At 63.1% G+C, this 26726-nt stretch carries 28 protein-coding genes; 15 read left to right on the top strand and 13 right to left on the bottom strand.

The window, feature by feature from the left end:
* Window positions 1–181: 181 nt before the first annotated feature.
* Window positions 182–2233 carry an elongation factor G gene (locus ACYG9Z_RS06650; protein WP_023683761.1) on the bottom strand — a complete coding sequence of 684 codons (2052 nt, stop codon included), beginning with the start codon at window positions 2231–2233 and terminating at the stop codon, window positions 182–184.
* Between the two features lie 247 nt (window positions 2234–2480).
* Window positions 2481–3341, bottom strand: coding sequence for an alpha/beta fold hydrolase (locus tag ACYG9Z_RS06645; RefSeq protein ID WP_023705865.1), 861 nt, complete (start codon window positions 3339–3341; stop codon window positions 2481–2483).
* Window positions 3342–3488: 147 nt separating this feature from the next.
* Between ACYG9Z_RS06645 and ACYG9Z_RS06640 the strand changes: the two genes are divergently transcribed.
* Both ACYG9Z_RS06640 and ACYG9Z_RS06635 read left to right on the top strand, forming a co-directional pair.
* The gene (locus tag ACYG9Z_RS06640) at window positions 3489–4040 is read left to right on the top strand and encodes a methyltransferase family protein (protein WP_023724921.1); all 552 of its coding nucleotides are present in this window, start codon (window positions 3489–3491) and stop codon (window positions 4038–4040) included.
* Window positions 4041–4088: 48 nt separating this feature from the next.
* Window positions 4089–4484 (top strand): (R)-mandelonitrile lyase, encoded by a 396-nt coding sequence (locus ACYG9Z_RS06635; RefSeq protein ID WP_023711180.1) that lies wholly within the window; start codon window positions 4089–4091, stop codon window positions 4482–4484.
* Between the two features lie 59 nt (window positions 4485–4543).
* Here ACYG9Z_RS06635 and ACYG9Z_RS06630 read toward each other — a convergent pair whose 3' ends face one another.
* Complete coding sequence (locus ACYG9Z_RS06630; RefSeq protein WP_023751219.1) at window positions 4544–5746, bottom strand: pyridoxal phosphate-dependent aminotransferase; 1203 nt, start codon at window positions 5744–5746, stop codon at window positions 4544–4546.
* Between the two features lie 276 nt (window positions 5747–6022).
* Between ACYG9Z_RS06630 and ACYG9Z_RS06625 the strand changes: the two genes are divergently transcribed.
* Together ACYG9Z_RS06625 and ACYG9Z_RS06620 are read left to right on the top strand one after the other, a co-directional pair.
* On the top strand, window positions 6023–6934 hold the full coding sequence (locus ACYG9Z_RS06625) for an EAL domain-containing protein (RefSeq protein WP_023751218.1): 912 nt from the start codon (window positions 6023–6025) through the stop codon (window positions 6932–6934).
* Complete coding sequence (locus tag ACYG9Z_RS06620) at window positions 6931–7791, top strand: EAL domain-containing protein (RefSeq protein ID WP_023689726.1); 861 nt, start codon at window positions 6931–6933, stop codon at window positions 7789–7791. Before ACYG9Z_RS06625 ends, ACYG9Z_RS06620 begins: the two co-directional genes overlap by 4 nt.
* A 100-nt stretch (window positions 7792–7891) precedes the next feature.
* Here ACYG9Z_RS06620 and ACYG9Z_RS06615 read toward each other — a convergent pair whose 3' ends face one another.
* Both ACYG9Z_RS06615 and ACYG9Z_RS06610 read right to left on the bottom strand, forming a co-directional pair.
* Entirely contained in the window at window positions 7892–8092 is a 201-nt protein-coding gene (locus tag ACYG9Z_RS06615; protein WP_023671961.1) for a hypothetical protein, read from the bottom strand.
* 230 nt (window positions 8093–8322) lie between these two features.
* The gene (locus tag ACYG9Z_RS06610; RefSeq protein WP_015316174.1) at window positions 8323–8535 is read right to left on the bottom strand and encodes a cold-shock protein; all 213 of its coding nucleotides are present in this window, start codon (window positions 8533–8535) and stop codon (window positions 8323–8325) included.
* 298 nt (window positions 8536–8833) lie between these two features.
* Between ACYG9Z_RS06610 and ACYG9Z_RS06605 the strand changes: the two genes are divergently transcribed.
* Entirely contained in the window at window positions 8834–9160 is a 327-nt protein-coding gene (locus ACYG9Z_RS06605; protein WP_023695754.1) for a hypothetical protein, read from the top strand.
* 161 nt (window positions 9161–9321) lie between these two features.
* Here ACYG9Z_RS06605 and ACYG9Z_RS06600 read toward each other — a convergent pair whose 3' ends face one another.
* Entirely contained in the window at window positions 9322–9903 is a 582-nt protein-coding gene (locus ACYG9Z_RS06600; RefSeq protein WP_023751217.1) for a methylated-DNA--[protein]-cysteine S-methyltransferase, read from the bottom strand.
* 177 nt (window positions 9904–10080) lie between these two features.
* Between ACYG9Z_RS06600 and ACYG9Z_RS06595 the strand changes: the two genes are divergently transcribed.
* Together ACYG9Z_RS06595 and ACYG9Z_RS06590 are read left to right on the top strand one after the other, a co-directional pair.
* Window positions 10081–11010 carry a lytic transglycosylase domain-containing protein gene (locus ACYG9Z_RS06595; RefSeq protein WP_023751216.1) on the top strand — a complete coding sequence of 310 codons (930 nt, stop codon included), beginning with the start codon at window positions 10081–10083 and terminating at the stop codon, window positions 11008–11010.
* Window positions 11011–11015: 5 nt separating this feature from the next.
* Complete coding sequence (locus ACYG9Z_RS06590) at window positions 11016–11504, top strand: GNAT family N-acetyltransferase (RefSeq protein WP_023751215.1); 489 nt, start codon at window positions 11016–11018, stop codon at window positions 11502–11504.
* Between the two features lie 284 nt (window positions 11505–11788).
* Here ACYG9Z_RS06590 and ACYG9Z_RS06585 read toward each other — a convergent pair whose 3' ends face one another.
* Entirely contained in the window at window positions 11789–12127 is a 339-nt protein-coding gene (locus ACYG9Z_RS06585) for a hypothetical protein (RefSeq protein ID WP_023751214.1), read from the bottom strand.
* A 326-nt stretch (window positions 12128–12453) separates the two neighbouring features.
* On the opposite strand from ACYG9Z_RS06585, the gene ACYG9Z_RS06580 reads away from it, so the two are divergent.
* The 5 genes from ACYG9Z_RS06580 to ACYG9Z_RS06560 all read left to right on the top strand — a co-directional run bounded on the left by ACYG9Z_RS06580 (window position 12454) and on the right by ACYG9Z_RS06560 (window position 16194).
* Window positions 12454–13005 (top strand): DUF4142 domain-containing protein, encoded by a 552-nt coding sequence (locus tag ACYG9Z_RS06580; RefSeq protein ID WP_023751213.1) that lies wholly within the window; start codon window positions 12454–12456, stop codon window positions 13003–13005.
* 300 nt (window positions 13006–13305) lie between these two features.
* Window positions 13306–13770, top strand: a complete 465-nt coding sequence (locus ACYG9Z_RS06575) for a cupin domain-containing protein (RefSeq protein ID WP_023751212.1) — start codon at window positions 13306–13308, stop codon at window positions 13768–13770.
* 238 nt (window positions 13771–14008) lie between these two features.
* The gene (locus ACYG9Z_RS06570) at window positions 14009–14401 is read left to right on the top strand and encodes a Rid family hydrolase (protein WP_023683775.1); all 393 of its coding nucleotides are present in this window, start codon (window positions 14009–14011) and stop codon (window positions 14399–14401) included.
* Window positions 14402–14783: 382 nt separating this feature from the next.
* Window positions 14784–15488, top strand: a complete 705-nt coding sequence (locus tag ACYG9Z_RS06565; protein ID WP_023751211.1) for a hypothetical protein — start codon at window positions 14784–14786, stop codon at window positions 15486–15488.
* Window positions 15454–16194 carry a thymidylate synthase gene (locus ACYG9Z_RS06560; RefSeq protein WP_156931475.1) on the top strand — a complete coding sequence of 247 codons (741 nt, stop codon included), beginning with the start codon at window positions 15454–15456 and terminating at the stop codon, window positions 16192–16194. The genes ACYG9Z_RS06565 and ACYG9Z_RS06560 overlap by 35 nt, the downstream gene beginning before the upstream one ends.
* Before the next feature lie 27 nt (window positions 16195–16221).
* Here ACYG9Z_RS06560 and carB read toward each other — a convergent pair whose 3' ends face one another.
* The 3 genes from carB to ACYG9Z_RS06545 form a co-directional block, all read right to left on the bottom strand.
* Complete coding sequence (gene carB, locus ACYG9Z_RS06555) at window positions 16222–19725, bottom strand: carbamoyl-phosphate synthase large subunit (RefSeq protein ID WP_023751210.1); 3504 nt, start codon at window positions 19723–19725, stop codon at window positions 16222–16224.
* Window positions 19726–19960: 235 nt separating this feature from the next.
* Entirely contained in the window at window positions 19961–21019 is a 1059-nt protein-coding gene (locus tag ACYG9Z_RS06550; protein ID WP_460222887.1) for an SH3 domain-containing protein, read from the bottom strand.
* 242 nt (window positions 21020–21261) lie between these two features.
* Complete coding sequence (locus ACYG9Z_RS06545) at window positions 21262–22038, bottom strand: metallophosphoesterase family protein (protein WP_023689739.1); 777 nt, start codon at window positions 22036–22038, stop codon at window positions 21262–21264.
* 177 nt (window positions 22039–22215) lie between these two features.
* On the opposite strand from ACYG9Z_RS06545, the gene ACYG9Z_RS06540 reads away from it, so the two are divergent.
* Complete coding sequence (locus ACYG9Z_RS06540; protein ID WP_023691527.1) at window positions 22216–22686, top strand: nucleoside deaminase; 471 nt, start codon at window positions 22216–22218, stop codon at window positions 22684–22686.
* A gap of 20 nt (window positions 22687–22706) precedes the next feature.
* Here ACYG9Z_RS06540 and ACYG9Z_RS06535 read toward each other — a convergent pair whose 3' ends face one another.
* A complete protein-coding gene (locus ACYG9Z_RS06535; protein WP_023683780.1) occupies window positions 22707–23063 on the bottom strand; it encodes an ArsR/SmtB family transcription factor in 357 nt (118 codons plus the stop codon).
* Between the two features lie 199 nt (window positions 23064–23262).
* On the opposite strand from ACYG9Z_RS06535, the gene ACYG9Z_RS06530 reads away from it, so the two are divergent.
* A complete protein-coding gene (locus ACYG9Z_RS06530) occupies window positions 23263–24441 on the top strand; it encodes an MFS transporter (protein WP_023683782.1) in 1179 nt (392 codons plus the stop codon).
* A 29-nt stretch (window positions 24442–24470) separates the two neighbouring features.
* Here ACYG9Z_RS06530 and ACYG9Z_RS06525 read toward each other — a convergent pair whose 3' ends face one another.
* Window positions 24471–24935 carry a MarR family winged helix-turn-helix transcriptional regulator gene (locus ACYG9Z_RS06525; protein ID WP_023683783.1) on the bottom strand — a complete coding sequence of 155 codons (465 nt, stop codon included), beginning with the start codon at window positions 24933–24935 and terminating at the stop codon, window positions 24471–24473.
* A 179-nt stretch (window positions 24936–25114) separates the two neighbouring features.
* Between ACYG9Z_RS06525 and ACYG9Z_RS06520 the strand changes: the two genes are divergently transcribed.
* On the top strand, window positions 25115–25909 hold the full coding sequence (locus tag ACYG9Z_RS06520) for an SDR family NAD(P)-dependent oxidoreductase (RefSeq protein WP_023751208.1): 795 nt from the start codon (window positions 25115–25117) through the stop codon (window positions 25907–25909).
* A 162-nt stretch (window positions 25910–26071) separates the two neighbouring features.
* On the opposite strand, the gene ACYG9Z_RS06515 is transcribed toward ACYG9Z_RS06520, so the two are convergent.
* On the bottom strand, window positions 26072–26671 hold the full coding sequence (locus tag ACYG9Z_RS06515; RefSeq protein WP_023689744.1) for a LysE family translocator: 600 nt from the start codon (window positions 26669–26671) through the stop codon (window positions 26072–26074).
* Between the last annotated feature and the right edge of the window lie 55 nt (window positions 26672–26726).

The following is a 26726-nucleotide window of genomic DNA, read 5'->3' as shown; positions in this document are numbered from 1 at the left end:
CACTCGGAAGATCCGGGCTCAGGCGGCTACCGCGTCCGAACCTATTCGTCTGCCAGTGCCGTATGGCGCGGCGGATACGTGCGGCGGACCTGCCGTTTTCCTCCCAAGAAGACGGTCCGCAATAAGAGCGGCGTCCGGATCATCCGGGCGCCGTTTTTTGTGCGGATCATCCTTCGGCCTGTCAGGCAGCCTTGCCGTTGGCGTTCATCGCTTCGTCGGCCAACCGTCCGGTCAGCTCGGCCATGTGATCGAAGGCGCAACGATAACTGGCGACGCCGGAGGTCGCCGATCGCAGTTCGATGATCAGGTCGCCGATCTCGGCCTGCGGCATGGTCGCCTCCACGACATCCCATCCCGGCCAGTCAGGCCGCGCGTCGTAGCCAAGGATCTGCCCGCGCCGTTGCGGGATCAGCGCGATGATCTTCGAAGTGGCTTCGGACGGCGTGACGATCTCGACTTTCATGACCGGCTCGAGCAGCACCGGCGAGCAGGCCGCCATGCCTTCCTTCATGGCCAGCTTGGCCGCCATCTGGAAAGCCATGTCGGAGGAATCGACGGCGTGGTAGGAGCCGTCGGAGAGGTTGACGGCGACATCGACCACAGGGAAGCCGAGCGGGCCGGATTTCAGATAATCGCGCACGCCGGTTTCGACCGACTGGATGTAGGTCTTGGGCACGACGCCGCCGGTGATGGTGTCCGAGAACTGAAAGCCGGAGCCGCGCGGCAGCGGCTTGATCTCGATCACCACATCGCCGAACTGGCCATGGCCGCCGGACTGCTTCTTGTGGCGGCCGCGCTGCTGCACCGTCTTTCGGATCGTCTCGCGATAGGGGACGGCAGGCGCATGGCCTTCGACCGGAATCTGATTCTTGCCTTCCAGCCGCTCGCGCACGACCCGCAGATGCATCTCGCCATGGCCGGACAGCACGGTCTCGGCCGAGTCCTGATTGTGGCGCAAGGTGAGCGAGGGATCTTCCTCGGCCAGGCGCTGGATGGCCGCCGACATTTTGACCTCGTCCTTGCGCTCCTTCGGCCGTAGCGCAAAGGCAAAGACCGGCTGCGGCGGCGTCAGCGTGACCAGCGGCTTGATACCGCCCTTCGTGGAGCTCAACGTCTGGCCGGTCTTGACCTCGTCCAGCTTGCCCAACGCCACCGTGTCGCCGGCCTTGGCAGCGGTGAGCTTGGACTGGTCCTTGCCGAGCATCTTGTAGATGCCGGAGACCTTCGCCGTCTCGCCATTCGACAAATAGAGTTCGGCTGCATCGGCGATCTGGCCAGAGAGTACGCGCGACACGGACAGCTTGCCGCCATGCGCGGTGTGGATGGTCTTCATCACCTGGACCACGGTGTGATTGCCGTCGGGGACGCCGAGCCGTTTGCGCGTCGCCTCGACATCCGGTGCATCATGGCGGATCGCCTTCAAAAGGCGCAGCACGCCGTTGCCTTTTTCGGCGGTGCCGATCAGCACCGGCGTTATGGCGCCGGCGCGCAGGTCGGCGGACAGATCGTCGAAGACCGCGTCTTTCGGCGGCTCGATCTCCTCCAGTAACTGCTCCATCAACTGGTCGTCATGGTCGGCAAGTGTCTCCAGCATGGAGAAGCGAGCCTCCAGTTCGCGCGCCTTGTCGTCAGTTGGAATTTCGGCAACCTGGCTTTCGGCATATTCGCGGTAGATGTAGGCGCGCTCCAGCGCCAGGTCGATCGAACCGATCACCACATTGTCCTTGCGCAGCGGAATCTGGCGCAGCAACAGCGGCGCCGCGCTCGTCGGCTGCAGCATCTTCAGCGTATCGCGTACGCCGGCGATTGCCTTGTCGACCTTGTTGAGGAACAGGATGCGCGGCACGCCGAGATCGTCGAGCTTGCGCATGATGAGCTGCAAGGCTGGGATCTTCTTCTCGTCGGCCTCGGCGACGACCACCGCGAGATCGCAGGCTGCCAGCACCGGCTCGGCCTCGAAGGAGAATTCGATCGATCCGGGACAGTCGACGAAGGTGATCTGCTCGCCCATGAATTCGGTGGTGGCAAAGGTCGCCTCGACGCTCATGGCGTGCGCCCGCGCCTCGGGCGAATGATCGGACACGGTGCTTCCCGATGAAACGGGATTTTGGCGGGGGATGGCGCCCGTACGGGCGAGGATGGCTTCGAGAAGTGTCGTCTTACCGCTTGCAAAGGGACCGACTATGGCAATGCATTTCGGTCCCGTGCGTCGTCCTCCGGCGCGAGTACCCATGGCTGACCTCCACTCAGGCTTGGCCCTTGGAGTGCGATCAGCAAAAGTGGAAACGGTTTTGCGCCGATCGCACCCTGTCGTGAGCGGCGGCCGGCCTGTTCGACCGTCGCGGGGCGGGGTTGTTTCTCTTAGCCACCTGCCCAAGCCCATCGTCCCACGGGTTAGCCGGCAGGGCAAGGAAAATAGGAATCCGGTGCGCCGTCAGGCGGCCGAGGCAAGACCCCGGGATCAGAACCGTCCGGCGATTTCAGCTTGCCTGGGTGCGGCGCGTGGGCGTGGCGGCTGCACTCTGCTTCACCACCATCTCGGCGTAGCGCGACAGCAACGGGTTGAACAGGTCTGGGCGTTCCCAGAACGGTGCATGGCCGGCGCCTGATATGACATGGCATTGTTCCCACAGCGAGCCATAGGCCACCGTCTCGAAGTAACTCAGCCGCACCAGCGGATCATGCTCTCCATTGATCACCGCAACCGGGAACGGGGCGTGCTCGACCACCTGTTTCTGGTCGGCGCCCTTGCCGGCAAACATGCTGCGCGCCACGCCGGCGCGAAGCCTGCCGTCGGTGCGCCTTATGGCTTCGCGGAAAGACGGACTGGCGGTATCGCCGAAGCAAAGCGCCTCGAAGCGCTCGATGTCGCGTTCGGAGTAGACCTTCTTGGAGGCCAGCAGCATGTCCCAGTTGGCGTGAAAGCCGCGCAGCATGCCAAGCGGCCCCCGCGACACCGGCGGCGCTCCGGTCAGCACCAGGCCGCTGACCGCATGGTGAAAGCTGGCCAGTTCGACCGCCACATGGCCGCCGAGCGACCAGCCGAAGATGATGGCGTGGCCGATGCCCAAAGCGTCGAGAAGCCGGGCTGTGGTCTGGGCAAGGCCGGTAATCGTATAGGCGGTCGCCGGGTCGCGGGCATCGGAGGACTCGCCGTGGCCGGGAAGGTCGAAGGCGATCAGCCGATGGCCGTCGGCAAGCGGGCTATCGAACTGACGGGCAAACACGGCGCGCGAACTGCCCGACCCATGGATCATGACGATGGGCATGCCGGACCCAGACGACTGGCTGAGGCGCAAGTCGGCCTGCGGCGTGCGGATGGTGCGGTGAGTGATGCTCATGCTGGATTAGACCTTGAGATTTGCCTGACCGCCAACATCGCATCGCTGGCTCTATATGTTCTTTAAACATGTGGTTAAGAAAGGATTTCTAAAGAGATAGCCGGCACGATCGCTGGCTCCATGGCAATCACGCGCGGAATCCCGACAATGGAACCAGTCCTCGATCTTCTTGTCTCGATCTGCAGCATCGCGACGCTTGGCCAATATGTCTGGTCGATGCGGGCGCATTTCCAATCGCAGGCGATGTCTCCAGGCGCCATGGTGATTTCGGCGGCGGTCATCGCCACGGCGCTGTTCTTTCTCGCCATCCTTTGGATCCAATCGCAGCCGGGTTCGGCAAAGCTCACCGGACTTGCCGTCGAACTGGCGAGCTCTGCCCTGTTCTGGTGGGCGATTGTCACGTCGCGCAAGGCGCGATTGCGCTTCGCCTTCGCACCCGACGATCCACACAGCCTGCTGACCGACGGCCCCTACGGCCATGTCCGCCACCCCTTCTATACGTCCTACATCGTCTTCTGGATCGGGTGGGGGATCGCGACCTGGTCGATCTGGGCGGTGGTGCCGGTCGCCGGAATCGCTATCCTCTATGTGTTTGCGGCGCTGGACGAAGAGAAGAAATTTTCGCGCACGCCGCTGGCCGGAGCCTACGCGGACTATCGCGTACGTGCCGGCCTGTTCTGGCCTCGGCTGGGGTGGTAGCCGGCACCGGGGCAGGGTAGGTTCTGCTGAACTCAGGGGTCACCAGAGATGAAGATCATTGCCTGCGGCAGCGTGCCGACCATCATCGCACCGGAGAAGTATTTCACCGGCCGCGTGCTGCAGACGCCCATCATCGAGAAGGAAGCGCCGGCGCGGCTGCGGGCCACGCTGGTCAGCTTCGAGCCTGGCGCGCGTACCCACTGGCACACGCATCCGCTCGGCCAAACGCTCTATGTCACGTCGGGCGCCGGCCTTGCGCAGACATGGGGCGGGCCGATCCAGCAGATCAAGGCGGGCGACGTGATCTCGTTCGAGCCGGGCGAGAAGCACTGGCACGGCGCGGGTCCAAAGACGACAATGACCCACGTCGCCATGCAGGAAGCGCTGGACGGCGTCCACGCAGATTGGATGGAAGCGGTCACCAGCGAGCAGTATGGCGGCTGAGGTCTGCTCCTGACAAAAACCCGGCTCGAAGCCGGGTTTCATGTCTCGGTGCCGCCAGTTCAGGTCAGCGATGCCGTGAACCGCTGGATGCGCGTGCAGGCTTCCTCCAGCAGGGTCTCCGACGTGGCGTAGGAGATGCGGAAGTTGGGGCCGAGGCCGAAGGCAGAGCCGAACACCACCGCGACACCCTCGCCTTCGAGCAGTTCCGAGCAGAAGGTCTCGTCTGTGTCGATGACCTTGCCGGCCTTGGTCCTCTTGCCGATCAGCTGGGCACAGGACGGATAGACGTAGAAGGCGCCTTCCGGCGACGGGCAGGTTATGCCGCGCGCCTGGTTGAGCATCGACACGACGAGGTCGCGACGGCCCTGAAAGATCGCCTTGTTCCTGGCGACGAAATCCTGCGGGCCGTTGAGCGCCTCGACCGAGGCCCATTGCGCGATGGTGCAGGCGCCCGAGGTCTGCTGGCCCTGGATCATGTCCATCGCCTTGATCAGCTGGACCGGACCCGCGGCATAGCCGATGCGCCAGCCGGTCATGGCGTAGGCTTTCGAGACGCCGTTCATGGTCAGCGTGCGCTCGTAGAGTTTCGGCTCGACCTCGGCGATCGTCCTGAAGACGAAGTCGCCATAGGTCAGGTGCTCGTACATGTCGTCGGTCAGTGTCCAGACATGCGGATGCTTCAAGAGCACGTCGGCCAGCGCGCGCAGCTCGGCTTCCGTGTATGCGGCGCCGGACGGGTTCGATGGCGAGTTCATCAACAGCCATTTGGTCTTCGGCGTGATCGCCTTTTCCAGCACGGCGGGAGTGAGCTTGAAACCATTGTCGATCGAGGTGTCGGCGAACACCGAGGTGCCGCCGCAGATCGCCACCATTTCGGGATAGCTGACCCAATAGGGGCGGGGGATGATGACCTCGTCGCCTGGGTTCAGCGTCGCCATGAAGGCGTTGAACAGGATCTGCTTGCCGCCGGTGCCGACAATGGTCTGCTCGGGCTTGTAGTCGAGATTGTTCTCGCGCTTGAATTTTTTTGCGATCGCCTCGCGCAGCGGCGCGATGCCCGAAACCGGCGGGTATTTGGTCTCGCCGCGGCGGATCGCCTCGATCGCCGCATTCTTGATGTTGTCGGGCGTGTCGAAATCCGGTTCGCCAGCGCCGAGGCCGATAATGTCGCGGCCGGCATTTTTCAGCTCGCGGGCTTTCTGCGTCACCGCGATGGTGGCGGAAGGCTTTACGCGGGCAAGGGCGTCGGCAAGAAAGGCCATGACCAGATATCTCCAGAGGGGTCGGCGCAACCGCAAACAGCTGCGGCGCTTCTCATGTCGCATCGACCCGGCAAGTGCAAGCATTGTCGGATGAGCCAGGGGTCAAGGACCTGTGAAGATCGGCTTTTGGAGCGCGTGCATGACCGTTTCGCTCTGCGCTGCGGGCTCGGCAATCGATAGGCTTATCCCCGGCAAGAATAAATTCATCAACGGCCGCTAAAACCTTTGACGGCAGGATCGCCAGCCATTTCGCCTGTCTCGCGGAGCGAGGGACCCTTGTCGCGCAGCACCGGGCTTGCCCACATCATCCGTCACGATGACGGCACCGCTTCAGGTGTCTGGGGTCCCTACACGCTGCAGAGCGCCTTTCAGCCGATCTTCGCCTTCAAGGACGGCAAGCTCTCGATCGCAGCGTTCGAGGGGCTGATCCGGCCGTTTCGTGACGGCGAGCCGCAATCGCCGATGAACTTCTTCCGCACCTGTCCGGCCGGCGACCGCCTGCACATCGAGGCGCTGACGCGCACGCTGCATTTGCTCAACGCCGGCGCCTGCCTGCCGCAAGAAGCCTCGATCTTCGTCAATTTCGACCCGTCGGTGTTCACCGAGCGCACCGTTGCCGACAACGCGCTTCGCGACATGCGGCTGGTGCTGCACGAGGCGGGGATCGATCCGCGGCGCATCGTCTGCGAGGTCACCGAGCAGAAGTCGGCGTCGCAGGAAACGCTCTACAGCTTTGTCGAGGCGCTGCGGGGCAATGGCTTTCGCATCGCCGTCGACGATTACGGCGCCGATGAATCCGACATCAACCGCATCAAGGAGCTCAAGCCCGACATCGTCAAATTCGATGCGCACTGGATCACGCAGCTCATGGAATCGGGCGCCGGCTTTGCCCTACTGACTGCCATGGTGACGAACTTCGAACTACAGGGCATCCGGACGGTGTTCGAAGGCATCGAGGAAGGCTGGCAGCTTGAATTGGCCGAGAAATCCGGCGCATCGATGGTGCAGGGCTTCGTGCTGGCAAAGCCGGAACTGGCGCCGACCAGCTTTCGCGCTTTCGGCAAGGATGGGCAGCCGTCTGTCGCGGCGGCCGAGCCTGGCAAGACGCCTGCCGGCCCGACTGCAGCGCCTCCGGCGCGGCCGGGCAGGGTGTTCGGGCGCAGGACCGGGCGCAGGACCGGGCCATGACCGGGCAGCGCGAGAGGCGTCGCGATATCGGCGAAGCGATCTTTGCCGACGAGGTCGGCATCGAATACGGCGTCTATGGCGCATTCCGGCTGAAGAGCGCCTACCAGCCGATCTTTGCGCCACGCGGTGGCGCGTTGGCCGCGGTTGCCGTCGAGGCGCTGATCGAACCGCAGCGCGCTTCCATGCCGGTTGCACCGGCCATGTTCTTCGACAGTGTTGCGCCGGGCGACCGCCTGTTTGTCGAGACGATGTGCCGGATGCTGCATCTGAAAAACTTCCGCAACATCGGCGTCGACGGGCTCGACCTGTTCTTCAATTACAACCCGATGATCAACGATCATCTCGGGCGGGCGCTGGCCGAGATCCGGCTGATGACGCGGCATCTCGGCGATCTCGACCTGCATGCCGCCATGCTGGTCTGCGAGATCACCGAACAGGCGGCCGACGATAATGTGCTGGCTCCGCTGGTGCGCGAGATGCGGCGCCACGGCATCCGCATCGCCATCGACGATTTCGGCACCGGCCACTCGACCGCGGAGCGGATGAGCCTGCTTCAACCGGATATTGTGAAGATCGACGGCGGCTGGTTCGCCGAATTCTGCCGCCACGCTGCCGCCGAGCGCTTCTTCCGGCCGCTCGTCTCGTCGCTGCACGATCGCGGCGCCAAGGTGCTGGTGGAAGGCATCGAGCAATCCGTGCATCTGCGCGTCGCGCTGGATGGCGGCGTCGACCTGCTACAGGGGTTCCATCTCGGCCGCCCGGCGCTGGCCGGCACGATCTTCAACCGGGAGCCGCTGTCGATCGAGGCGCTGCTTGGCGCCGACAACAAGGTGGTGCCGCTGCATCTGCGGCGCTGATTTGTGCTCGCGCTTGCCGCCGCTTCGCGGCTCGTTCCGGACCGGACGCCAACGGGCGCGATGCCCGGTTGGGCTTGCGGCCTTCGGCCGTAGCGCGCATTCAAAGAGGGCGAACTCGGCCCGCGTGAAGTTCAGCCAAAGCCTGCTCGGCAAACTTATCCAGCCGGCCAGCCTTGGCGTCCGCCTCGATCTGCATATCCCACACCTCTGCCTGATACGCTGCGAACCATTTGGTAAAGGCCTTTAGTTCTTTGGTGTTCAGGGCTGCGATGGATCTTTCAATCTGTTCGAGCTTGGTCATGGGGCGAAACTAGCATGGCCATCGTCCAATTCCAGACAAACAAAAAGGCGGGATAAATCCCGCCTTCCCATTTTCGGTAGCCTGATCGGAGCTTTAAGTCCGTGCCGGCAGCTATCTGCTGATCCAGCTTGTCGGGTCTTTCTGCTCCAGCGCGCTTCTCGCGCGACCGTCAGTACATCCGTGACTTGCCGCGCGCCCCGAACTCTCGTCCGGCGCGCGCTATCGCAAAATCAGGCTGCCTTGCTCAGAGAACCAGCGGACGACTTGCCTGTGCGGCGGTCCTGCTCGATCTCGAAGTTGATTTTCTGGCCTTCGACCAGGGTCGACAGTCCAGCGCGCTCGACAGCGGAGATGTGAACGAAAACGTCCGCACCGCCCGAATCAGGCTGAATGAAGCCGAAGCCCTTGGTGGCATTGAACCACTTGACCGTACCAGTTGCCATATGAATAGTCCTCGCATTTGCTTTGGTTTGACCGAACCGAGGTTCAGCCGGTTTGTATCGAGATTTTGGAGATAGACGTCAGCAAACGCGAAGATCGCGAGGCCCGGATCGATCGGCCGAAATATCAATGGAGCTGATATAGGCGGGTTTTGCACCAAAAACAAGATGGCTCGAAAAATGGCGTTGCGGTGGCGCCGCCCAAAGGCCGCCCCAATCGCATGAAAGCGTCGAGCAATCGGGAAGATCGGGACGCCCGACGGCGTTAGTCCGGTTTTGGGAGACTGTCATGAAAACGGTTGTGAAAACCATTCTGCTTGCCGCCTGCCTGACGCTGGCGGCCGCCGAGGCGCAGGCAATTTCGCGCTACGACCCCACTCGTATGAGCTGCGACAGGGTGCAAGGCACGATCGCCCGCCAGGGCGCGGTCATCCTGCGCTATCAGTCCAGGCGCGTGCCGGGGCTGCCGCTCTTCGACCGCTATGTGCAGAGCCAGCAATTCTGCAATGTCGGCGAGGTCAGGAAGCGCGCCTATGTACCGAGCGCCGATACCGAATCCTGCCCGGTCTATCTCTGCAAGCGGGTCGAGAACGACCATTTTCACCGCCGCTTCCTGCGCCGTCATTAGGCATATTGATATTCAGGTGAGGCCGGCCTGCGAACGATGGTCTTCTGCGCGTCCGGTGCCCACGTACATTAGTACGCTCCGCTCCGGTTCTCGAAGACCATAGTTCTCGGTGCGGCCTGACCTGAATCTCAACATACCCAGCCGGCATACCATTCAAGCTCTTAGAACCCGAACGAGACCTGCGCCGCCGGCGGCGGGCCGACGCGCACGCCTTCCATGGCCAGCATCTTTTCCTTGGTGGCCGAGCCGCCGGGCGCCGAGAAGCCGCCGATCTTGCCGCCCGCGGCGAGAATCCGATGGCAGGGGATGACCAGCGGCACCGGGTTGGCGCCCAGCGCTGCCCCGGTTTCGCGCGGCAGACCGGCTTGGCCGGCGCGCTTGGCCAGTTCGCCATAGGTGGTGGTTTCGCCGTAATGCAGTTTCCGCGCCGCGTCGTAGATGGCGAGACGGAAGTCGTCGACGCCGTCGAGATCGACCGGCACGCCGGAGAAATCGACGTCCTCGCCTGAGGCATAGGCCTTGATCGACGCGATCAGCTCGACCACCCATTGCGGCTGCCCAGTGTTCGCAGTCGTATTGGCGGCAACACCGGCATGCCGCATCAGCCGGCGCTCCACCGCTTCGCGGCTCCTTTCGGGCAGGCAGAGCCGGATCAGGCCCTTTTCGCTCCAGGCGATGCCTATGAAGCCGATCACTGTTTCTAACACTGCGTGGCCGGCTGTGATCGAAGATGCCGTTTCCATGATGCGCTCCTTTCCGCAAAGCGGCGAAAACCGGGATACCGACCGGTACATATGCAGAACAATATGGCATCTGATCCCGGCTCTCGCCACCCGAAAACCACCAGATGGTCCCGATTGCCCACCAGGAATCGCTGGTGTAAGGACTTCTTAACAACCGACAAATCGGACCCGCGCGGCTTGCCAGCAAAGTTCAACCTTATCGCGATCTCTGTGATCGTCGGCGCAGCTGCCCTCAGCGGCTGCCAATCGACCTCGCAGATGAAGGCCACGCCTGCGCTGACCGAAACCGCGACCGCCGCCGGCAGCGATGCCGGCTTCACCGTGCCGCTGCCCGATACGGTTTCGGTGCTGCCGCAATCCTCGGGCATAACACCCGTTCAGTCGGCCGAAGCGACGCCGGCCACGCCAGCGCTCGATGCCGCTGCGCTGCCGGCTGCCGCGACCGCAGCCTTTGCCGGCGCGACGCCCACGGCCCCGGCCGTGCCTGCGGTGATGGCCGCCAATGCCTGGCAGGCGCCTGCGCCCGCCAACGCCGGACAGCCGGTCGCGGCGCAATATACGACCGCCGGCCTTGTCATGCCGGCGACCGCCAAGGGCGGCCAGAACGCCATGCCCGGCGTGCAGCAGGTGGCCTATGTCGTGCCGCAGAACCCGGCTTCCCTGGGCCAGTTCCCCGCCGCGCCGCTCGGTCTCCCGGAAGAAGAGCATGCGACCGGCATGCGCGGCGACGTCGACCGGCTGATCCAGAAATACGCTGCTCTCTACGAGGTGCCGGTCGATCTGGTGCGCCACGTCGTCAACCGCGAAAGCACCTACAATCCCAAGGCTTACAATAACGGCCATTGGGGGCTGATGCAGATCAAGCACGCGACGGCGCGCGGCATGGGCTATGACGGGCCGGCCAAGGGCTTGTTCGACGCCGAGACCAATCTGAAATACGCGGTCAAATATCTGCGTGGCGCCTGGCTGGTGGCGGGTGGCAACGCCAAGAAGGCCGATTGGCTCTACCAGACCGGCTATTATTTCGACGCCAAGCGCAAAGGCCTGCTCGAGGCCACCGGCCTCGGTGTCGACCGCAAGCGCCGCCGGCTGCAGCCCGACGCCTGAGCGCGATGCCTGAACCGCGCCCGCCGGCTCCAAACGACATCCGGCTGCGCAAGATCCTCGACGAGACGCTCGTTGCACCGCACTGGCCGGACGGCTTTACCATGCGCTGCTTCGAACATGGTGACGCGCAGCCCTTGCATGCGCTTTTGACCGAGGTGTTCGACGACGGCACCGACGGCCCGTTCGACGAATGGTGGCCGCGCATATCCAGCGATGCCGAATTCGACCCGGCGCTGTGTTTCCTCGTCATCGACGCCAAGGGACGGCTGGCGGCGGCAGCGCTGTGCTGGACGAGGGCCTTCGTCAAGGACCTCGCGGTCCATCCCGAAGCGCGCGGCCAAGGCATTGGCGAAGCGCTGATGTGGCAGGCTTTCAACGCCTTTCGCGATCGGGGCGCGGCCCATGTCGACCTCAAGACCAACACGGTCGAGAACGCCGCCGCGCTCCGGCTCTACGAGCGGCTGGGAATGATGCCTGTCGCCTGGGAAGGGTAAGGCTTTCTTGCCGCAATTCCCTGGGAAAGACGCTACGCGCTTTTTCCCGGGAAAACCGGTTCCCACTTTTCCTGGAATTGCTCGAGCGCTGTTGAAATCCTTCGGATTGTGAACTGCTTCACATAGGCCGCCGCAACCGGATGCTACCTCACCTTGCATGCCTTTCGACCGATGGCGGATCGACGACTGGCAGATGTGGAGGGGCTGCACCGGCATGTGTTCAGCCACTCCTTGGCGGGTCCCAGGCGGGGGTTTGGGGCCCGCCAGTCGTTTTGCGGTCGCCCTCAGATATCGGGCGCATTGCCGATCTTCTTTTTGAGCTCAATCGCCCAGGCGCGGCCCTCGTCGCCGCCCCACAGCAGCCAGGCGATATGGCCGGCCGATGGATTGTCTTCATTGCCGTAATTCTTGCCGCGCTTGTCGACCTCGTGGCGGGCGAAAAAGCTGACCATGCGGCGGATGGTCGAGGGCGCCAGCTTTTCGCGGTTCTTGAGTTCCGTCGCCCGCGCCACGCCGATCTCGGTGCCGCCCCGGCCGAACTGCTTGCGCAGCCTCAACCCCTTGGCGGCGTTGTCGGCCACCACTTGCGGGCAGCGCAGATCGATCTCTTCATCCTCTTGCATGTGTCTCCCCAGCTCCGGAAATCTAACCTGCAGACGCAATACAGGGAAGTGCAACCGGCTCCCAATGCAGCGCCGTCCATTAGGATCCGCGCGCCATCGGCATCTGCGAGATCCTGTGGGACCTTATGGATTTCACGCCTGAGGGTCGGCCGAACTGGAACGAACAGCTGCAATATGGCGAGGCGTGCTGTCCTGGAGGTTTGTCCGCCAGGGGCTCGGGACGGCTCTTCGGCAGATGGTCGCTGACGAATAGTTCTCCGGACGCAACCCTGCCGCCAACGCCGCGTTTGATTAGCCGAGGGAAATTTTCAAATCGGAGACCTCAGATGAAAACGCTTCTCACCATTGCCGCCGTCGCCTTGTTCGCCGGTGCCCCTGCCGCCCTTGCGGCCAACTCGACTGCGGTCGCGCCTGCCATGGCCGCCAGCAAGGTCGATACCCCAACCTTCGTCAAGACGGTGCCTAGCTCCAACGAATTCGAAATCCAGTCGAGCAAGCTCGCCGAGGAGAAATCCAAGGCGGCTGACGTCAAGAAATTCGCCAAGCAGATGGTCAAGGACCACACCAAAGCCGGCAAGGAGTTCAAGGCGGCGCTGAGCCAGGGCCAGACCACCGGTTCGACCAAAGCCGCGGGGCCGGCCCTGCAGCCGAAGGAGCAGGCAATGCTCGACGAGTTGAAGAGCGCAAGCGGCAAGGATTTTGACGCCAAGTACATCCAGATGCAGACGGACGCGCACAAGGAGGCCGTTGCCCTTTTCAGCACCTATGCCAACTCGGGCGACGACCCGGCGATGAAGGAATTCGCCAAGAAGACGCTGCCGACGCTGCAGATGCACGAGAAGCACGTGAAGAAACTCGCGGCGGCGCATCAGGGTTGAGGGCTGGTGACTAGCCACCAATAGCATTCTACGGCGCCCCCTCTGTCCTGCCGGACATCTCCCCCACGAGTGGGGAGATCAGCAGCGTCGGCGCCGTGCTTTTCTTGCGACGGTGAAAATTGGCGAAGGCTGAGGCGACAGCCAATCTCCCTGCTTGTGGGGGAAATGTCCGGCAGGACAGAGGGGGCGCCGTAGAGTGCGACGGCCGATGCCTGCCGTTGGCAAGGCATTGCGGCAAAGTGGCTCTGTGGCTGCGCCGGCAGTGACATACACTGCCGCCACCAATTCAATGGAGCTCCCATGCCCAAGCTCGACCTGTCCACCGTGCCTGTCCGCAAGGGCTCCGGCTACCCCGCACCCTTCGACGCCCCTTGCGCCGAGCGCACACGCCACCGCCTCGGCGATGCCGGCGGCCTCACCGATTTCGGCGTCAACCTGATGACATTGCCATCAGGCGGCTGGTCGAGCCAGCGGCACTGGCACAGCCATGAGGACGAGCTCGTCTATGTGCTGGAAGGCGAACTGGTGCTGGTCGAGGATGGCGGCGAGACGCTGCTCAAGGCCGGCGACTGCGCGACCTTTGCCAAGAACAGTGGCAACGGCCACCACATGATCAACCGCTCGTCCACAACGGCGCGCTATCTCGAGGTCGGCTCGCGCAATCCGGATGATCTCATCACTTGCTCCGACATCGACATGATGAGCCCGAGTTCGGATGGCAGGTTTCTGCACAAGGACGGGACGCTGTATCCGGGGCAGGGGTGAGGGCTGGACCATGCTTCGGCGCTGGTGTTCGCTGGGTGGGGGGATAAGTTCCTCACGATTAAAGGTGGCGCCGGCCCCCTCATCCGACCGCTTCGCGGCCACCTTCTCCCCGCTGGGGAGAAGAGGGAAGCGCTGGCGCTGACCGGCTCCTCTCCCCTCGGGGAGAGGTCAGCCGAGCGAAGCGGAGGCTGGGTGAGGGGGCCTTGGCGCCAGCTTGGCAAACAAAGGGAGCATCACCGTGAAAAAAGAAGTCATCGAAGTGCCCGTCATGTCGGCCAAGGTGCGGGCGCTCGGGCTGCCCTGCTCGACGGCGGTGAGGGCCAATGGCTTCGTGTTCATCTCGGCGACGCCGCCGGTGGACATGGTGACCGGCGAGATGGTGCGCGGCGACATCGAAACCCAGACCGAGGCGTCGCTGAAGGCGCTGAAGCATTGCCTGGAAGCGGCCGGCACCTCGCTGGACAATGTGGTGATGGTGCGCATCTACGCCGTCAATTCCGGCTTCTACAACGCCATCAACCGGGTCTATGCCAGGTACTTTTCCACGAACCCGCCGGCGCGGAGTTTCGTGCCGGTGGCGTCGTGGCCGATGGAGTTCGATATCGAGATCGAGTGTGTGGCGGTGGCGTGAGCTTCCCTGTCGAGTTGAGACTGGTCCAAGACAGCGGTGAGACGCTGCTCGAGGCAAGCTACCGCCGCCTTCGCCGGAAACAGCGGCAACGGCCACCACATGATCAACCGCTCGTCGATGAGGACGCGCTATCTGGAGGTCGGTTCGCGCGACCCCGACGATGTCATCACTTGCTCCGACATCGACATGATAAGCCTAGTCGGCTGGTGGTTCCTGCACAAAGCATGGGATGCCGTATCCGGAGCAGGGGTGAGGGGCTATTCTGAAAGTCTTATTTTCGGATTCGTTGCCGTGGGTCGATAACAACACGTGGATGTAGTAGCGCGTTATATGCTCTAATCGACGGTGAGACTCATCCATACGCTCGCACCAAAGGCCAACTATGCAGCCCCAAATTCGCAAGAAATTATCGGAGGTCGCTGCCGAATACGAACTTGGCGAAAACGGCGATTTGCAAGATAGAGCGTATCGTATGATCGAGTACGCCGTTGGGCGCCACGATTGGTATGAAGATCAGCGTGGTAAGTTGTTTCAAGCCGCTCTAGGCATGCTATCATTTATTGCTGCTGCGGCTGCGATAGTTAATTCGGTTGGAGGATCTAGATATTTTGTTTTCTTTCTTGGCTTGGGCTTGATAGTACTCGGAATTACGGCGTGCCGCCTGATCGTGATGTACACTCACGTTTCTGAGAAAAATCATCCCCATAGAAAAGCCGCTGACATCAAAAGCTGGTACTACAGGTATACGGTTTCCGGCGATGTTATAGACGATCTCGACGATCTGTTCGGGCACGACGACAAGGAGGCGGCGGTTGAAGATGTTCGGAGAAATTTTAGAAATTTCTTGAAAGCTATTTCCGGATCTTTAGATCGTGAAGTCATGCTAAAAGAAGATCTCCAGCAGGTATTCATTTTGTACCTTCTGCAGAATTATCGGCAAACCAATCTGAAGAAGATGTATAGTGTCACAAAAAAGGGAACCGTCACGTCGATGTTTTTCTTCGGTTTGGCGTTGGCGGTTCTGATGTGTTCACCCGCAAAAGAAATAATTAATGACTTACGCAATAACGTCAAAATCGGAAACTGATGCCTGTTGCAGGGCGATCTCCGAAGTTTTTTTACAAGGCAAGCGGGTTAAAAGATCGCTAGAGATAAGCCCTCTAGTTATATTTATACCATATTCACCGGAAAGATTCACATATTTCGCTGAGCGACGCTATGAGTACGGCGAGTTGCTTGGTATTCGGGGACTAAAGGCGATCGAAAGAACGGCTCGTGTCTATACCTCGGAAAAGAATCGAGTTAGCAAACCTAGCTATCGCAGCCGGCTAGAAAATTTTCCCGACACAGCTTCTAGACCTGTCCCGCTAAATGCCATCAACCAAATCGATAAAATAGTAAGCGAAGTCTCAGCGTTTCCGCGTGCTAGTACCCACGTTTTTACTTTCTTTAGGCCTTCTGACTTATACAATAAAAGATGGCCTGGCTACGTCCCTTGTCCTACAAGCGGAGATTTTAAATATAGAGACGGAAAGTTGTCGCTGAACGTCATGTTTCGATCTTGCGATATATTAAACTTTCTTTACAATGACATATACTATCTTCGTCAGATACAATTTTCCATTCTTAGAAAAGCTAAAGAAGCAGATGGTTCAAAGCTGCCGCCGACGACACAACCAGGCCCGTTGAACCTGTTTCTCTCGCGAGCGTTCATTCAGACCTGGGAGATAACCCCAATCCAGAACTTGGTTGAGGTTATAGATAGTACGAAGGAATTTCTGGAACGTTGTTAGAACCACTAGCTGGCATTCGGCGATGCCCTACGCAAAATACTCCTGCAGTGGCCTCACCTCCAGGCTCCCCGCCTTCAGCGCCGCAATCGCCTCAGCCACAGCCGCCGCCCCCGACAGCGTCGTATAGTACGGCACCTTCTGCATCAGCGTTGCCCGCCGCAGTGACTTCGAGTCCGACACCGCCTTCTGGCCATCCGTGGTGTTGAACACGATCTGGACCTGGCGGTTGCGGATGGCGTCTTCGATGTGGGGGCGGCCCTCCAGCACCTTGTTGATCTTCTGGGCGTCGACGCCGTTTTCGGCGAGGAAGCGGGCGGTGCCGGATGTCGCCAGCACCTTGAAGCCCTGGCCGGCCAGACGCTTGACCGCCGGCAGGATGCCGGCCTTGTCCTCGTCGCGCACGGAGACGAACAGCGTGCCGGAGCGCGGCAGGTCGACGCCGGCCCCTAACTGGCTCTTGGCGAAGGCGAGCGCAAAGTCGCGGTCGAGGCCCATGACCTCGCCGGTCGAGCGCATTTCCGGGCCGAGCAATATGTCGACGCCGGGGAAGCGGGCGAAGGGGAAGACGGCTTCCTTGACCGCGATGTGGCCGGGGTTGCGCGGGTCGGGCATGGCGCCGTAATGGGCGAAGGCGTCTTCCAGCTTCTCGCCGGCCATGATGCATGCGGCGATTTTCGCAATCGGACGCCCGATGGTCTTGGCGACGAAGGGCACGGTGCGCGATGCCCGCGGATTGACCTCCAGCACATAGACCGTGCCGTCCTTGATCGCATACTGCACGTTCATCAACCCGCCGACATTGAGCGCGCGGGCAAGCGCCGCCGTCTGTCGCTCCAGCTCGTCGACCAGATCGGAAGGCAGCGAATGCACCGGCAGCGAACAAGCGCTGTCGCCGGAGTGGATGCCGGCCTCCTCGATGTGCTCCAGAATGCCTGAGACGAAGGTCGACTTGCCGTCGCAGAGGCAGTCGACATCGACCTCGATGGCGCCGGAGAGATAGGTGTCGAACAGCAGCGGGTTCTTGCCCAGCAGCGTGTTGATCTGGCCGGTCTTGTCGTTGGGGTATTTCTGCTTGATGTCCTCCGGCACCAGGCCGGGCACGGTGTCGAGCAGGTAGCTCTGCAGCATGCCCTCGTCATGGATGATCTGCATGGCGCGGCCGCCGAGCACATAGGAGGGACGCACCACCAGCGGGAAACCGAGCTCGCCGGCGACGAGACGCGCCTGCTCGACCGAATAGGCGATGCCGTTCTTCGGCTGGCTGAGGTTCAGCTTGTGCAACAGCTTCTGGAAACGGTCGCGGTCTTCGGCGAGATCGATCATGTCGGGTGACGTGCCCAGGATCGGGATGCCGGCCTTCTCCAGCGCATCGGCCAGCTTCAGCGGCGTCTGGCCGCCGAACTGGACGATGACGCCGACCAGTTCGCCCGAGGCCTGTTCGGCGCGCAGGATCTCCAGCACGTCCTCCGCCGTCAGCGGCTCGAAATAGAGCCGGTCGGAGGTATCGTAGTCGGTCGACACCGTCTCCGGGTTGCAGTTGATCATGATCGCTTCATAGCCGGCGTCGCGCAGTGCGAAGGCGGCATGGCAGCAGCAATAGTCGAACTCGATGCCCTGGCCGATGCGATTGGGACCGCCGCCGAGGATGACGACTTTTTTTCGCGACGACACTTGCGCTTCATTGGCCAGCGCGCCGGCGAAGGGCACTTCATAGGTCGAGTACATGTAGGCGGTGGGCGAGGCGAACTCGGCGGCGCACGTGTCGATGCGCTTATAAACCGGATGAACGTCGAGCTTTTCACGAATCTTCGCAATCACTTCGGCGTCGTTCTTCGTCAGCGAGGCGAGGCGGGCATCGGAGAAGCCCATCGCCTTCAGCATGCGCAGATTGACGGCGTCTTGCGGAATGCCGTGCTCGCGGATGCGGGCTTCCATGGAAACGATGCCGGCGATCTGTTCGAGGAACCACGGGTCGATCTTGCACATGGCGTGCACGTCTTCGAGCGAGGTGCCCATGCGGATCGCCTGCGCCACCATGCGCAGCCGGTCGGGCGTCGGCGTGCCGAGCGCGGCGCGGATGGCGTTGCGGTCGTCGGCGTGGTTGGCAGCTACGGCACCGTGGCCGAGGCCGGGGATTTCGATCTCGTCGAGGCCGGTCAGGCCGGTTTCCAGTCCACGCAAAGCCTTCTGCAGGGACTCCTGGAAGGTGCGGCCGATGGCCATGACTTCGCCGACCGACTTCATGGCGGTGGTCAGCACCGGCTCTGCGCCGGGAAATTTCTCGAAGGCAAAGCGCGGGATTTTTGTGACGACGTAATCGATGCTTGGCTCGAAGGAGGCGGGTGTGGCGCCGCCGGTGATGTCGTTCTCCAGCTCGTCCAGCGTGTAGCCGACAGCGAGCTTGGCCGCGATCTTGGCGATGGGGAACCCGGTCGCCTTGGACGCCAGCGCCGACGAGCGCGAGACTCGCGGGTTCATCTCGATGACGACGAGGCGGCCATCGGCCGGGTTGACGGCGAACTGCACGTTGGAGCCGCCGGTCTCGACGCCGATCTCGCGCAGCACCGCGATCGAGGCGTTGCGCATCATCTGGTATTCCTTGTCGGTCAAGGTCAGCGCGGGGGCAACGGTAATCGAGTCACCGGTGTGTACGCCCATCGGGTCGATGTTCTCGATCGAGCAGACGATGATGCAATTGTCCGCCTTGTCGCGGACGACCTCCATCTCATACTCCTTCCAGCCGAGCACGCTTTCCTCGATCAGCACTTCGGTGGTCGGCGAGGCGTCGAGGCCGGACTGGACGATGTCGTAGAATTCGGCGCGGTTGTAGGCGATGCCGCCGCCGGTGCCGCCCATGGTGAAGGACGGGCGGATGATGGCGGGCAGGCCGACATGGTCGAGCGCCTGGGCGGCAATCGCCATGCCATGGCTGATGTAGCGCTGCTTGCGGTCGCCTTCGCCGAGGTTCCAGCGGGTTTCCAGCGCGTCGAGCGCGGCATCGAGGTCGGCAGGCGCCTCGGCCTTTACGGCGGCGCGCTCGGCCTCGTGCGTCTTGCGGTCGGCGTTCTTGACATCGGTGGCATTGGCAAGCATCGACTTCGGCGTTTCCAGGCCGATCTTCTTCATCGCCTCGCGAAACAGCGCCCGGTCCTCAGCCTTGTCGATCGCCGTGGCGTCGGCGCCGATCATCTCGACATTGTAGCGTTCGAGCACGCCCATGCGGCGCAGCGACAGAGCAGTATTGAGCGCGGTCTGGCCGCCCATGGTCGGCAGCAGCGCGTCGGGCCGCTCCTTGGCGATGATCTTGGCGACGACTTCAGGCGTGATCGGCTCGATATAGGTGGCGTCGGCCAGTTCCGGGTCGGTCATGATGGTGGCCGGGTTGGAATTGACCAGGATGACGCGAAAGCCCTCCTCCTTCAGCGCCTTGCAGGCCTGTGTGCCGGAATAATCGAACTCGCAGGCCTGGCCGATGACGATGGGGCCGGCCCCGATGATCAGGATCGACTTGATGTCGGTGCGTCTTGGCATCGTTGTGAGTTCCGTTCGGCGAGCGGCTTGCACGAAAAACCGGGACGGGAAGACCCGGCCGGTTGTGCTTGCGATTCTGGTATCAGGCTAGGAGGGCCTTATAGGGAAGAGTTTTGGGAGATGTAACCCCGAAAATGAGGCTAGGCAGTAGGGATCAGGCAGTAGGGATCAGGCAGTGGGGATTAGGCAGGAGCGAGGTTAAGGCGCCTATTGCCCATTCCCTACTGCCTGACACCTAATCCCCCAGCGCGAGCTGATCCGTAATCTCAAACCGCTCTGATACCCCGACGCGGATCATGTTGAGGGCGCCTTCCCTTGTGAAGCGGAACTCGCTGGGCGAATCCGAGTTGGCCGGCATCCCGGCAGAGAAGGAGATGACGCGGGTGCCGCCGTCGGGCCAGGTCACGGTGATATCGGCCTTGTCGGCGCCATTGTGGACGATGTTGACGGCGCAGCGGGTCATCGGTTGTCCGACATAGCGGGCACAGGGGATCTCGGCGGTGGCGCCGAGGGCGGGCGGGGGTTCCAGCCGTGCAACGGTTTGCGTAGCGGTCGCAGCTTTGGCCTGGTCTGGCCGTGGCGTCGGGGATAGTACCCCCGGCGCGGACGCTGTATCCGGCGCTGCTCCCGCAGACGCGGCGGCGGCGAGTTCCGGCGTCCCTGTGGCCTCCGTTGCCGGAGCCTCTGTGGCAGGGATTTCGTCCGTCGGCGGACTTTCATTCGCTGCGAAGGCAAGGCCGTAAGCATCCTGCATGGCGGTCCTGCCGATCTCGGCGGCGGACTTCGGCGCGCCTGGATCCGTACCGCCAAGGCGCTCCGTCAGGTCGAGTGGAGCCGGCGCGGGTGCAGCCGGGGTGGGTGGAGCCTGAGTGGGTGCAGCCGGAGCGGCAGAGGCGGCGGGTGCAGTCGTCCGGGGCGCTGCGGCCACATCGGCCGGCTGCGTCGGCATGTCGGGCGCGAGCGCCGGGCCGCCGGCTTCAGCGCTGGCGGTCACCTGGGGCGGCACGGCGTCAACTTCGACCACGGTCGGATTGTCGGGGATAAGATAGCGCGCGGGCGCCCAGCCTTTGACCAGTGGATTGTCAATCTCCTCGACCTTGCACCAGCGGTGGCCGTCCACTTCGTTGCAGCCGAAATTCCTGACGCTCGAGCCGATCGGCAGACGCGCCTGGGTTCTGCCCACAGGCGACGGCGTGGCGCGGATGTTGAGGAGATCGCCTGGGCCGAGCTCGGTCACTATGGAAACGATGTCGGCAGGCGCGTCCTCGGCATTGGCCGGCAAGCTCACCAACAACGGGCCCACCACCAACGGACCCGCCAACAACCGGGCTGCCCGCAGGAGCGGAGCGCCAGTCAGTCGATGCAAAATGGTTCGGATTGTGCGCCTCATCATTTGGCCGTGCGCCGATTACCCTTGCGGCAGCAGTCCTGCCGTATGCCAAGGCGGTTTTATAAGGGACGATACGCGGCCATGTAAGTCTGAAAATGCGTCCGATGTTTGGTGCCGCGAGGCGGAAGCAGGGCGCAGCCATGCGGTCAAGCGGAGCCTTGCCAAGAGGGTTTGGGCATGAAGCCGGTCCTCAGCGCATGCGCCCATTCCGGTCGGCCCGCCTGTGCGGCCTGTCTCGCCGCCGCTTCGTGGTCGTAGTCGACGGCGATGGTCTCAAAACGGTCTGGACCATCGCCATCCAAGGTGAGGATGCCGTAGCGCGCATGCGGGCTGCCTTGCTCCGAAACATGCGCCGGGGGCGTGTCATCTTCATAGGCGGGGGCGCCGACGCTGCCGGGATTGAAGAGCAAGGGGCCGCCGGGGATACGGACCAGTTCCGCGCGGTGGCTGTGGCCGCACAGCACGATGCGGCAGGCCGGGTCCAGCGCCTGCAACCGCCGCTGAATAGCGGCAAGCGGCGCGCGCACCAGTTGGCCATCGACGATCGCGTCGAGCAGGTATTTCTCGTCATGGTCGGGCCGCGCATGGAAAGCGACCACGCCGGGAACAATCTCCAGCGTGAAGGGCAGGGCGAGCAGGGCTTCGCGCTGCGCTGATGTCAGCCGTTCCTGCGCATAGCGGTCTGAAGCCCACATCGTATCGTCGGCCGGATCGACCGCGACCCGGCGGTCATGGTTGCCGCGCACCGTCGGCAGGTCGAGCGCTTCGAGCCGCTCGAACGTCTCGCGCGGCCAGAGCGGGCCGGAGACACAGTCGCCAAGGTTGACGGTGAGATCGGCGCCGCCGCGCCGCGCTAGATCGGCGAGCACGGCATCCAGCGCCAGCACATTGCCATGGATGTCGGCGAGAACGGCAATGCGCATGCGAGGGCTCCCTTGGTGCAGCCCCGTTGGAGGCTTGCGGCCGTCTTCCTATCAAGCCGCTGCCTTCATTATCAAGCCTTTGAGATCGTTCGAGACAGCCGGGAGCTGGCTATCGCGGAAGCACTCCATCTGCTAGCGTCCACGCCGTTCCGAAGTTCATCCGGGGGAAGACAGGCGATGACTCGCGACCAGATGGTTGCCCACCTCCGCGCCGCCAATGATGTCGCGCGCGAGACTGCCGCGCACGGGCACCATCCTTTCGGCTGCGTGCTCGTCGGCCCCGACGATCGCATCCTGATGCGGCAAGGCAACATCAACACCGTGCGCCACGCCGAAACCGAGCTCTCCCGGCGTGCCGCGGACGCCTATCCGCCGGAATTCCTCTGGTCCTGCACGCTGGTCACAACCGGCGAGCCCTGTGCGATGTGCACGGGAACGCTGTACTGGGCCAATATCGGCCGGCTGGTCTACGGCTTCGAGGAGACCAAGCTTCTCGCGCTGACTGGCAACCACGCCGAGAATCCGACGATGAACCTCTCGTCGCGCACAGTCCTCGGCTCCGGGCAGAAGCCGGTCGAGGTCCACGGACCCTTCCCCGAGATGGACGAAGAGCTCCTCGCCCCGCATATCGGTTTTTGGCAGCGCTAGGACCTTGACTTCTAAACCGGTTAGGCCGGCATTTCGATGTCGTGGCCACCGACGATGGGCAGAGCCGGATCATCTCCGGCCGCCGCAATCACGCTGTCGAGCAGGCCGGGGAAGCGGGCGTCGAGGTCGGCGCGGCGCAGCGTGATCATCCGGTTGGTGCCAGCCACTTCGGCGCGGGTGACGCCGGCCTCGCGCAGTTTGGCCAGGTGATAGCTGAGATTGGTCTTGGAGCCGAGGTCGAGGAACCGGCTGCAGTTCAGCGGCACGCCTTCCTTGCTGGCGAGATAGCGCACGATGGCGAGCCGGGTCGGGTCGCCAAGCACGCCGAGCACAACCGGCAGGCTGATCTGGTCTGTATTGGGGTGCGGCAAAGTCATGGCCCGAAACTAAGCACAGTCGGTGGCGATTTCAACGCGTCGATCTTTCGCGGGCATGCACAGTCCGTTTCGCGATTGGCCCGATGGCTGTCCTGACACAGGGCTGTCAGCAGGCTTCAGCTATTTTCACCTGGCTTCATTGACATCATGTCCTGTTATGTCCAATTGTTCAATAAGTTTTGAACTAAGGACACGCCCTATGGACAAGCGCCTCTTCTGGCTTGCGCTCGGATCGTTCACGATCTCGACCGAAGGCTTCGTCATCTCCAGCCTGCTGCCTGATATCGCCACCGACGCCCGCATTTCCATTCCGCTCGCCGGCACGCTGATCACCGCCTTCGCGCTGGCTTACGCCATCGGCACGCCGATCCTGGCAACGCTGACCGGCGAATGGGACCGGCGCCGCGTCATCTTGTGGACGCTGGCGTTCTTCGTCATCGGCAATGTGGTGGCGGCGCTGAGCTCGTCCTTCGAGCTGCTGCTCATTGCCCGCATCATCATGGCGCTGTCGTCAGGCCTGTTTGCCGCTACCGCTCAAGGCACGGCGGTGGCGCTGGTCGATGACCACCACCGGGCGCGGGCCATTGCCGTCGTCGTCGGCGGAACCACGGTGGCGGTTGCGCTGGGTGCACCGCTCGGCGCGCTGGTTGCCACGATAGCCGGCTGGCGCGGGACCTTCTTTGCCATTGCCGGGCTCGGCGCGCTGGTCGGCGCCATCCTGTGGTACCGGCTGCCGCGCGGCATTGTCGGTACCAAGCTGCCGCTCAGGCGGCGGCTGGCTGCGGCGCTGCGCCCCGGCGTCATGCCGATCCTGCTGACCACCGCTCTTGCCCTGATCGGCGCCTTCTCGGTGTTTTCCTATATCGCGCCGCTGGCCATCCAGAGCGGCGGCCTCAGCCCGATTGCGCTGCCCGGCATGCTGCTCGCCTTCGGTGTCGGCGCCGTCATCGGCAACATAGCCGGCGGCCAGGCGGCCGACCGTTTTGGTGCGACGCGCACCGTCGGCTGGTCTCTGGCGCTGAGCGCCGTCATGCTGGTGATGCTCTCGGTCATCCCGACCTTCCTGCCGCAGCATCTCGCCGGGCCGGCATTGATGGCCATGATGGTGCCGTGGGGCATGGTCGGCTGGGCATTTCCGCCGGCGCAGGCCAGCCGCATCATCAAGCTGGCGCCCGACGCCGCCCCGATCGTGCTGTCGCTCAACGCTTCGGCCCTCTATCTCGGCGTGGCGCTGGGTGCTGTGGTCGGCGGCGCCGTGCTGCGCTACGGCGTGCCGGCCGATCTCGGCCTGGTCGCCGCCATCTTCCCGCTGATCGGGCTTGGCGTGGTGCTGGCCGGCCGCTGGGCGGCCCGGCCGGTCGCCATGCCGGCGGAATAGATCTTTGCAAAGGACCGGCGGCCGTTCTTTCAGCTTGAAGGGGCGGCCGCCGGCACGTCGTAGTCCAGCGCCGCGACTTCATCCAGCATAGCGCGCAGATCTGCCGCTCGTTGCGGGCCGAACAGCGCCTCGAAGCGCTGCTGAGCAGTGCTCCACAATTGCGTCGTCTCCTCGAGCTTGGTCTGGCCTTGCGGCGTCAGCCGCACCCGCTTGACGCGGCGATCGTCCTTGTCGGCGAAGGTGTCGACATAGCCGTCGCGGATCAGCGGCTTCAGCGTGTGGCCGAGCGCCGAGAGATCCATGACCATCGCTTCGGCTATCGTGCCCATCGCCGGCTCGTTGCTGACATGGATCTGGTAGAGCAGGCCGTACTGCGTGCCCTTCAGACCCGAAGGCGAGATTACATCGTCATAGAAGCGGCCGAGCTTGCGCGCGGCGCGCCGCAGCGTGGCGTTGTTGCAAAGGCTGAATCCCGGCAGCACGGTCTTGCTCATCACGACTCCTTGCCGGCAAAACCGCTGCCGGCCTGTCGCAGAAATAGTTTCTGCCGCCTCCGTTGACAAGATAGTGGCATATACCTACTTCCAAGATGGTGGCATATACCACTAATTGGAAGTCAGGGCGGGACGAGGGTCATCGACCTGTCTCGCCGGGCAGAAAAAGGAACAGGACAATGAGTGGACAGGACAACAAGGGTACCGCAGTCGTCACTGGTGCATCGGCCGGCATAGGTGCTGTCTATGCCGACCGGCTGGCCGGGCAGGGCTACGATCTGGTGCTGGTGGCGCGGCGCGCCGACCGGCTGGAGGAACTGGCTGAAAAGCTGCGTTATGCCTACAAGCGCAAGGTCAGCGTGATATCAGCCGATCTTGCCGACGACAATGATGTGCGCCGCGTCGAGCAGGCGATCGCAGCCGACGACAGCGTCACGCTGCTGGTCAACAATGCCGGCATTGGTGGCCAGGCCGTGGTGGCAACGGCCGACGCCGACGAGGCCGAGCGCATGATCAAGGTCAACGTCATCGCCTTGACCCGCCTGACCCGCGCCGTTCTGCCGGGGCTTCTTGCGCGCAACCGCGGCGCCATCGTCAACATCGCCTCCGTGCTCGCCTATGATACCTCGTTCGGCGGCATCTACAGCGGCACCAAGGCCTACGTCGTCAACTTCACCGAGGCGCTGCACCGCGAAGTCGCCGGCACCAATGTGAAGGTGCAGGCGGTGCTGCCGGGCGCGACCCGCACCGATTTCTGGGAGCTTGCCGGCGGCGACATCGACAATCTGCCGAAGGAGATCATCATGTCCGCCGACGATATGGTCGATGCCGCGCTTGTGGGCCTATCCAGGGGCGAAGCCGTCACCGTGCCGGCACTTGCCGACACAGCCAAGCTGGACACGTTCCTCGGGGCAAGGCAAGTCTTCTACGGCAACCTGCACGCCGACAAGCCGGCTGCCCGCTACGCGGCCTGAGGAGAGAGCTGGTTCGCTTCGCGAACCAGGACCCCCACCCCGCTCACTTCGTTCGCGGCCCTCCCCACAAGGGGGAGGGTAAAGTGCGCGCTCCCCTACCTCCCCTTTGTGGGGAGGTCGGACCGCAGGTCCGGGTGGGGGTACTGGCGCCAACCTCTGCGTTTACGCTCCCCGCCACATCGGTATGATCGATGCAGCCAGCACCAGCGCCAGCACGATGTTGAGCGCGCGCCATTGCCATTCGGTCTCGAGCAGCCGTGCCAGCACCATGCCCGCCACGCACCAGATCGACAGCGAGACGGCTGCAGTGAGGCCGAAGGTCGAGCCGAGCAGCAGCGCGAGTTGTCCCGGCCCGTCGGCAAGGGCCGCGAACGAGGCCGCCGCCCCCAGTCCCATCGCCCAGCCCTTCGGGTTCATCCATTGAATGCCGGCGCCGCCGAAGAAGCTGTTGGGTTTTGCCATCGCCACATCGAGATTGGGCGGCCCGGCGCGGCCGATCTTGATTGCCAGCCAGATGAGATAGAGCGAGCCGATGATTTTCATCGCCAGTTGCAGCGAAGGCATGGCCAGCAGCAGACCGGCGAGCCCGGCGGCGGCAGCAGCGGTCACGGTGGCGAGACCGGCGGCGCTGCCGACCAATAGGGGAACGGAACGGCGAAAACCGAACTGTGCACCTGAGGCAGTCGACAGGGTGGTGGCGATGCCGGGCGTGACGGTGGCCACGAAGGCAAACAGGATGAGCGGAAAGATGGGCTGCAACATGAGGCGTCCTCCATCGAAGGCCCTACGGTAGACTTCTGCATACTTCAGTAAATGC

The sequence above is a fragment of the Mesorhizobium sp. RSR380A genome (assembly GCF_054719385.1).
The sequence above is the reverse complement of the archived record's forward strand: the minus strand, read 5'-3'. Positions and strand labels throughout refer to the sequence as shown.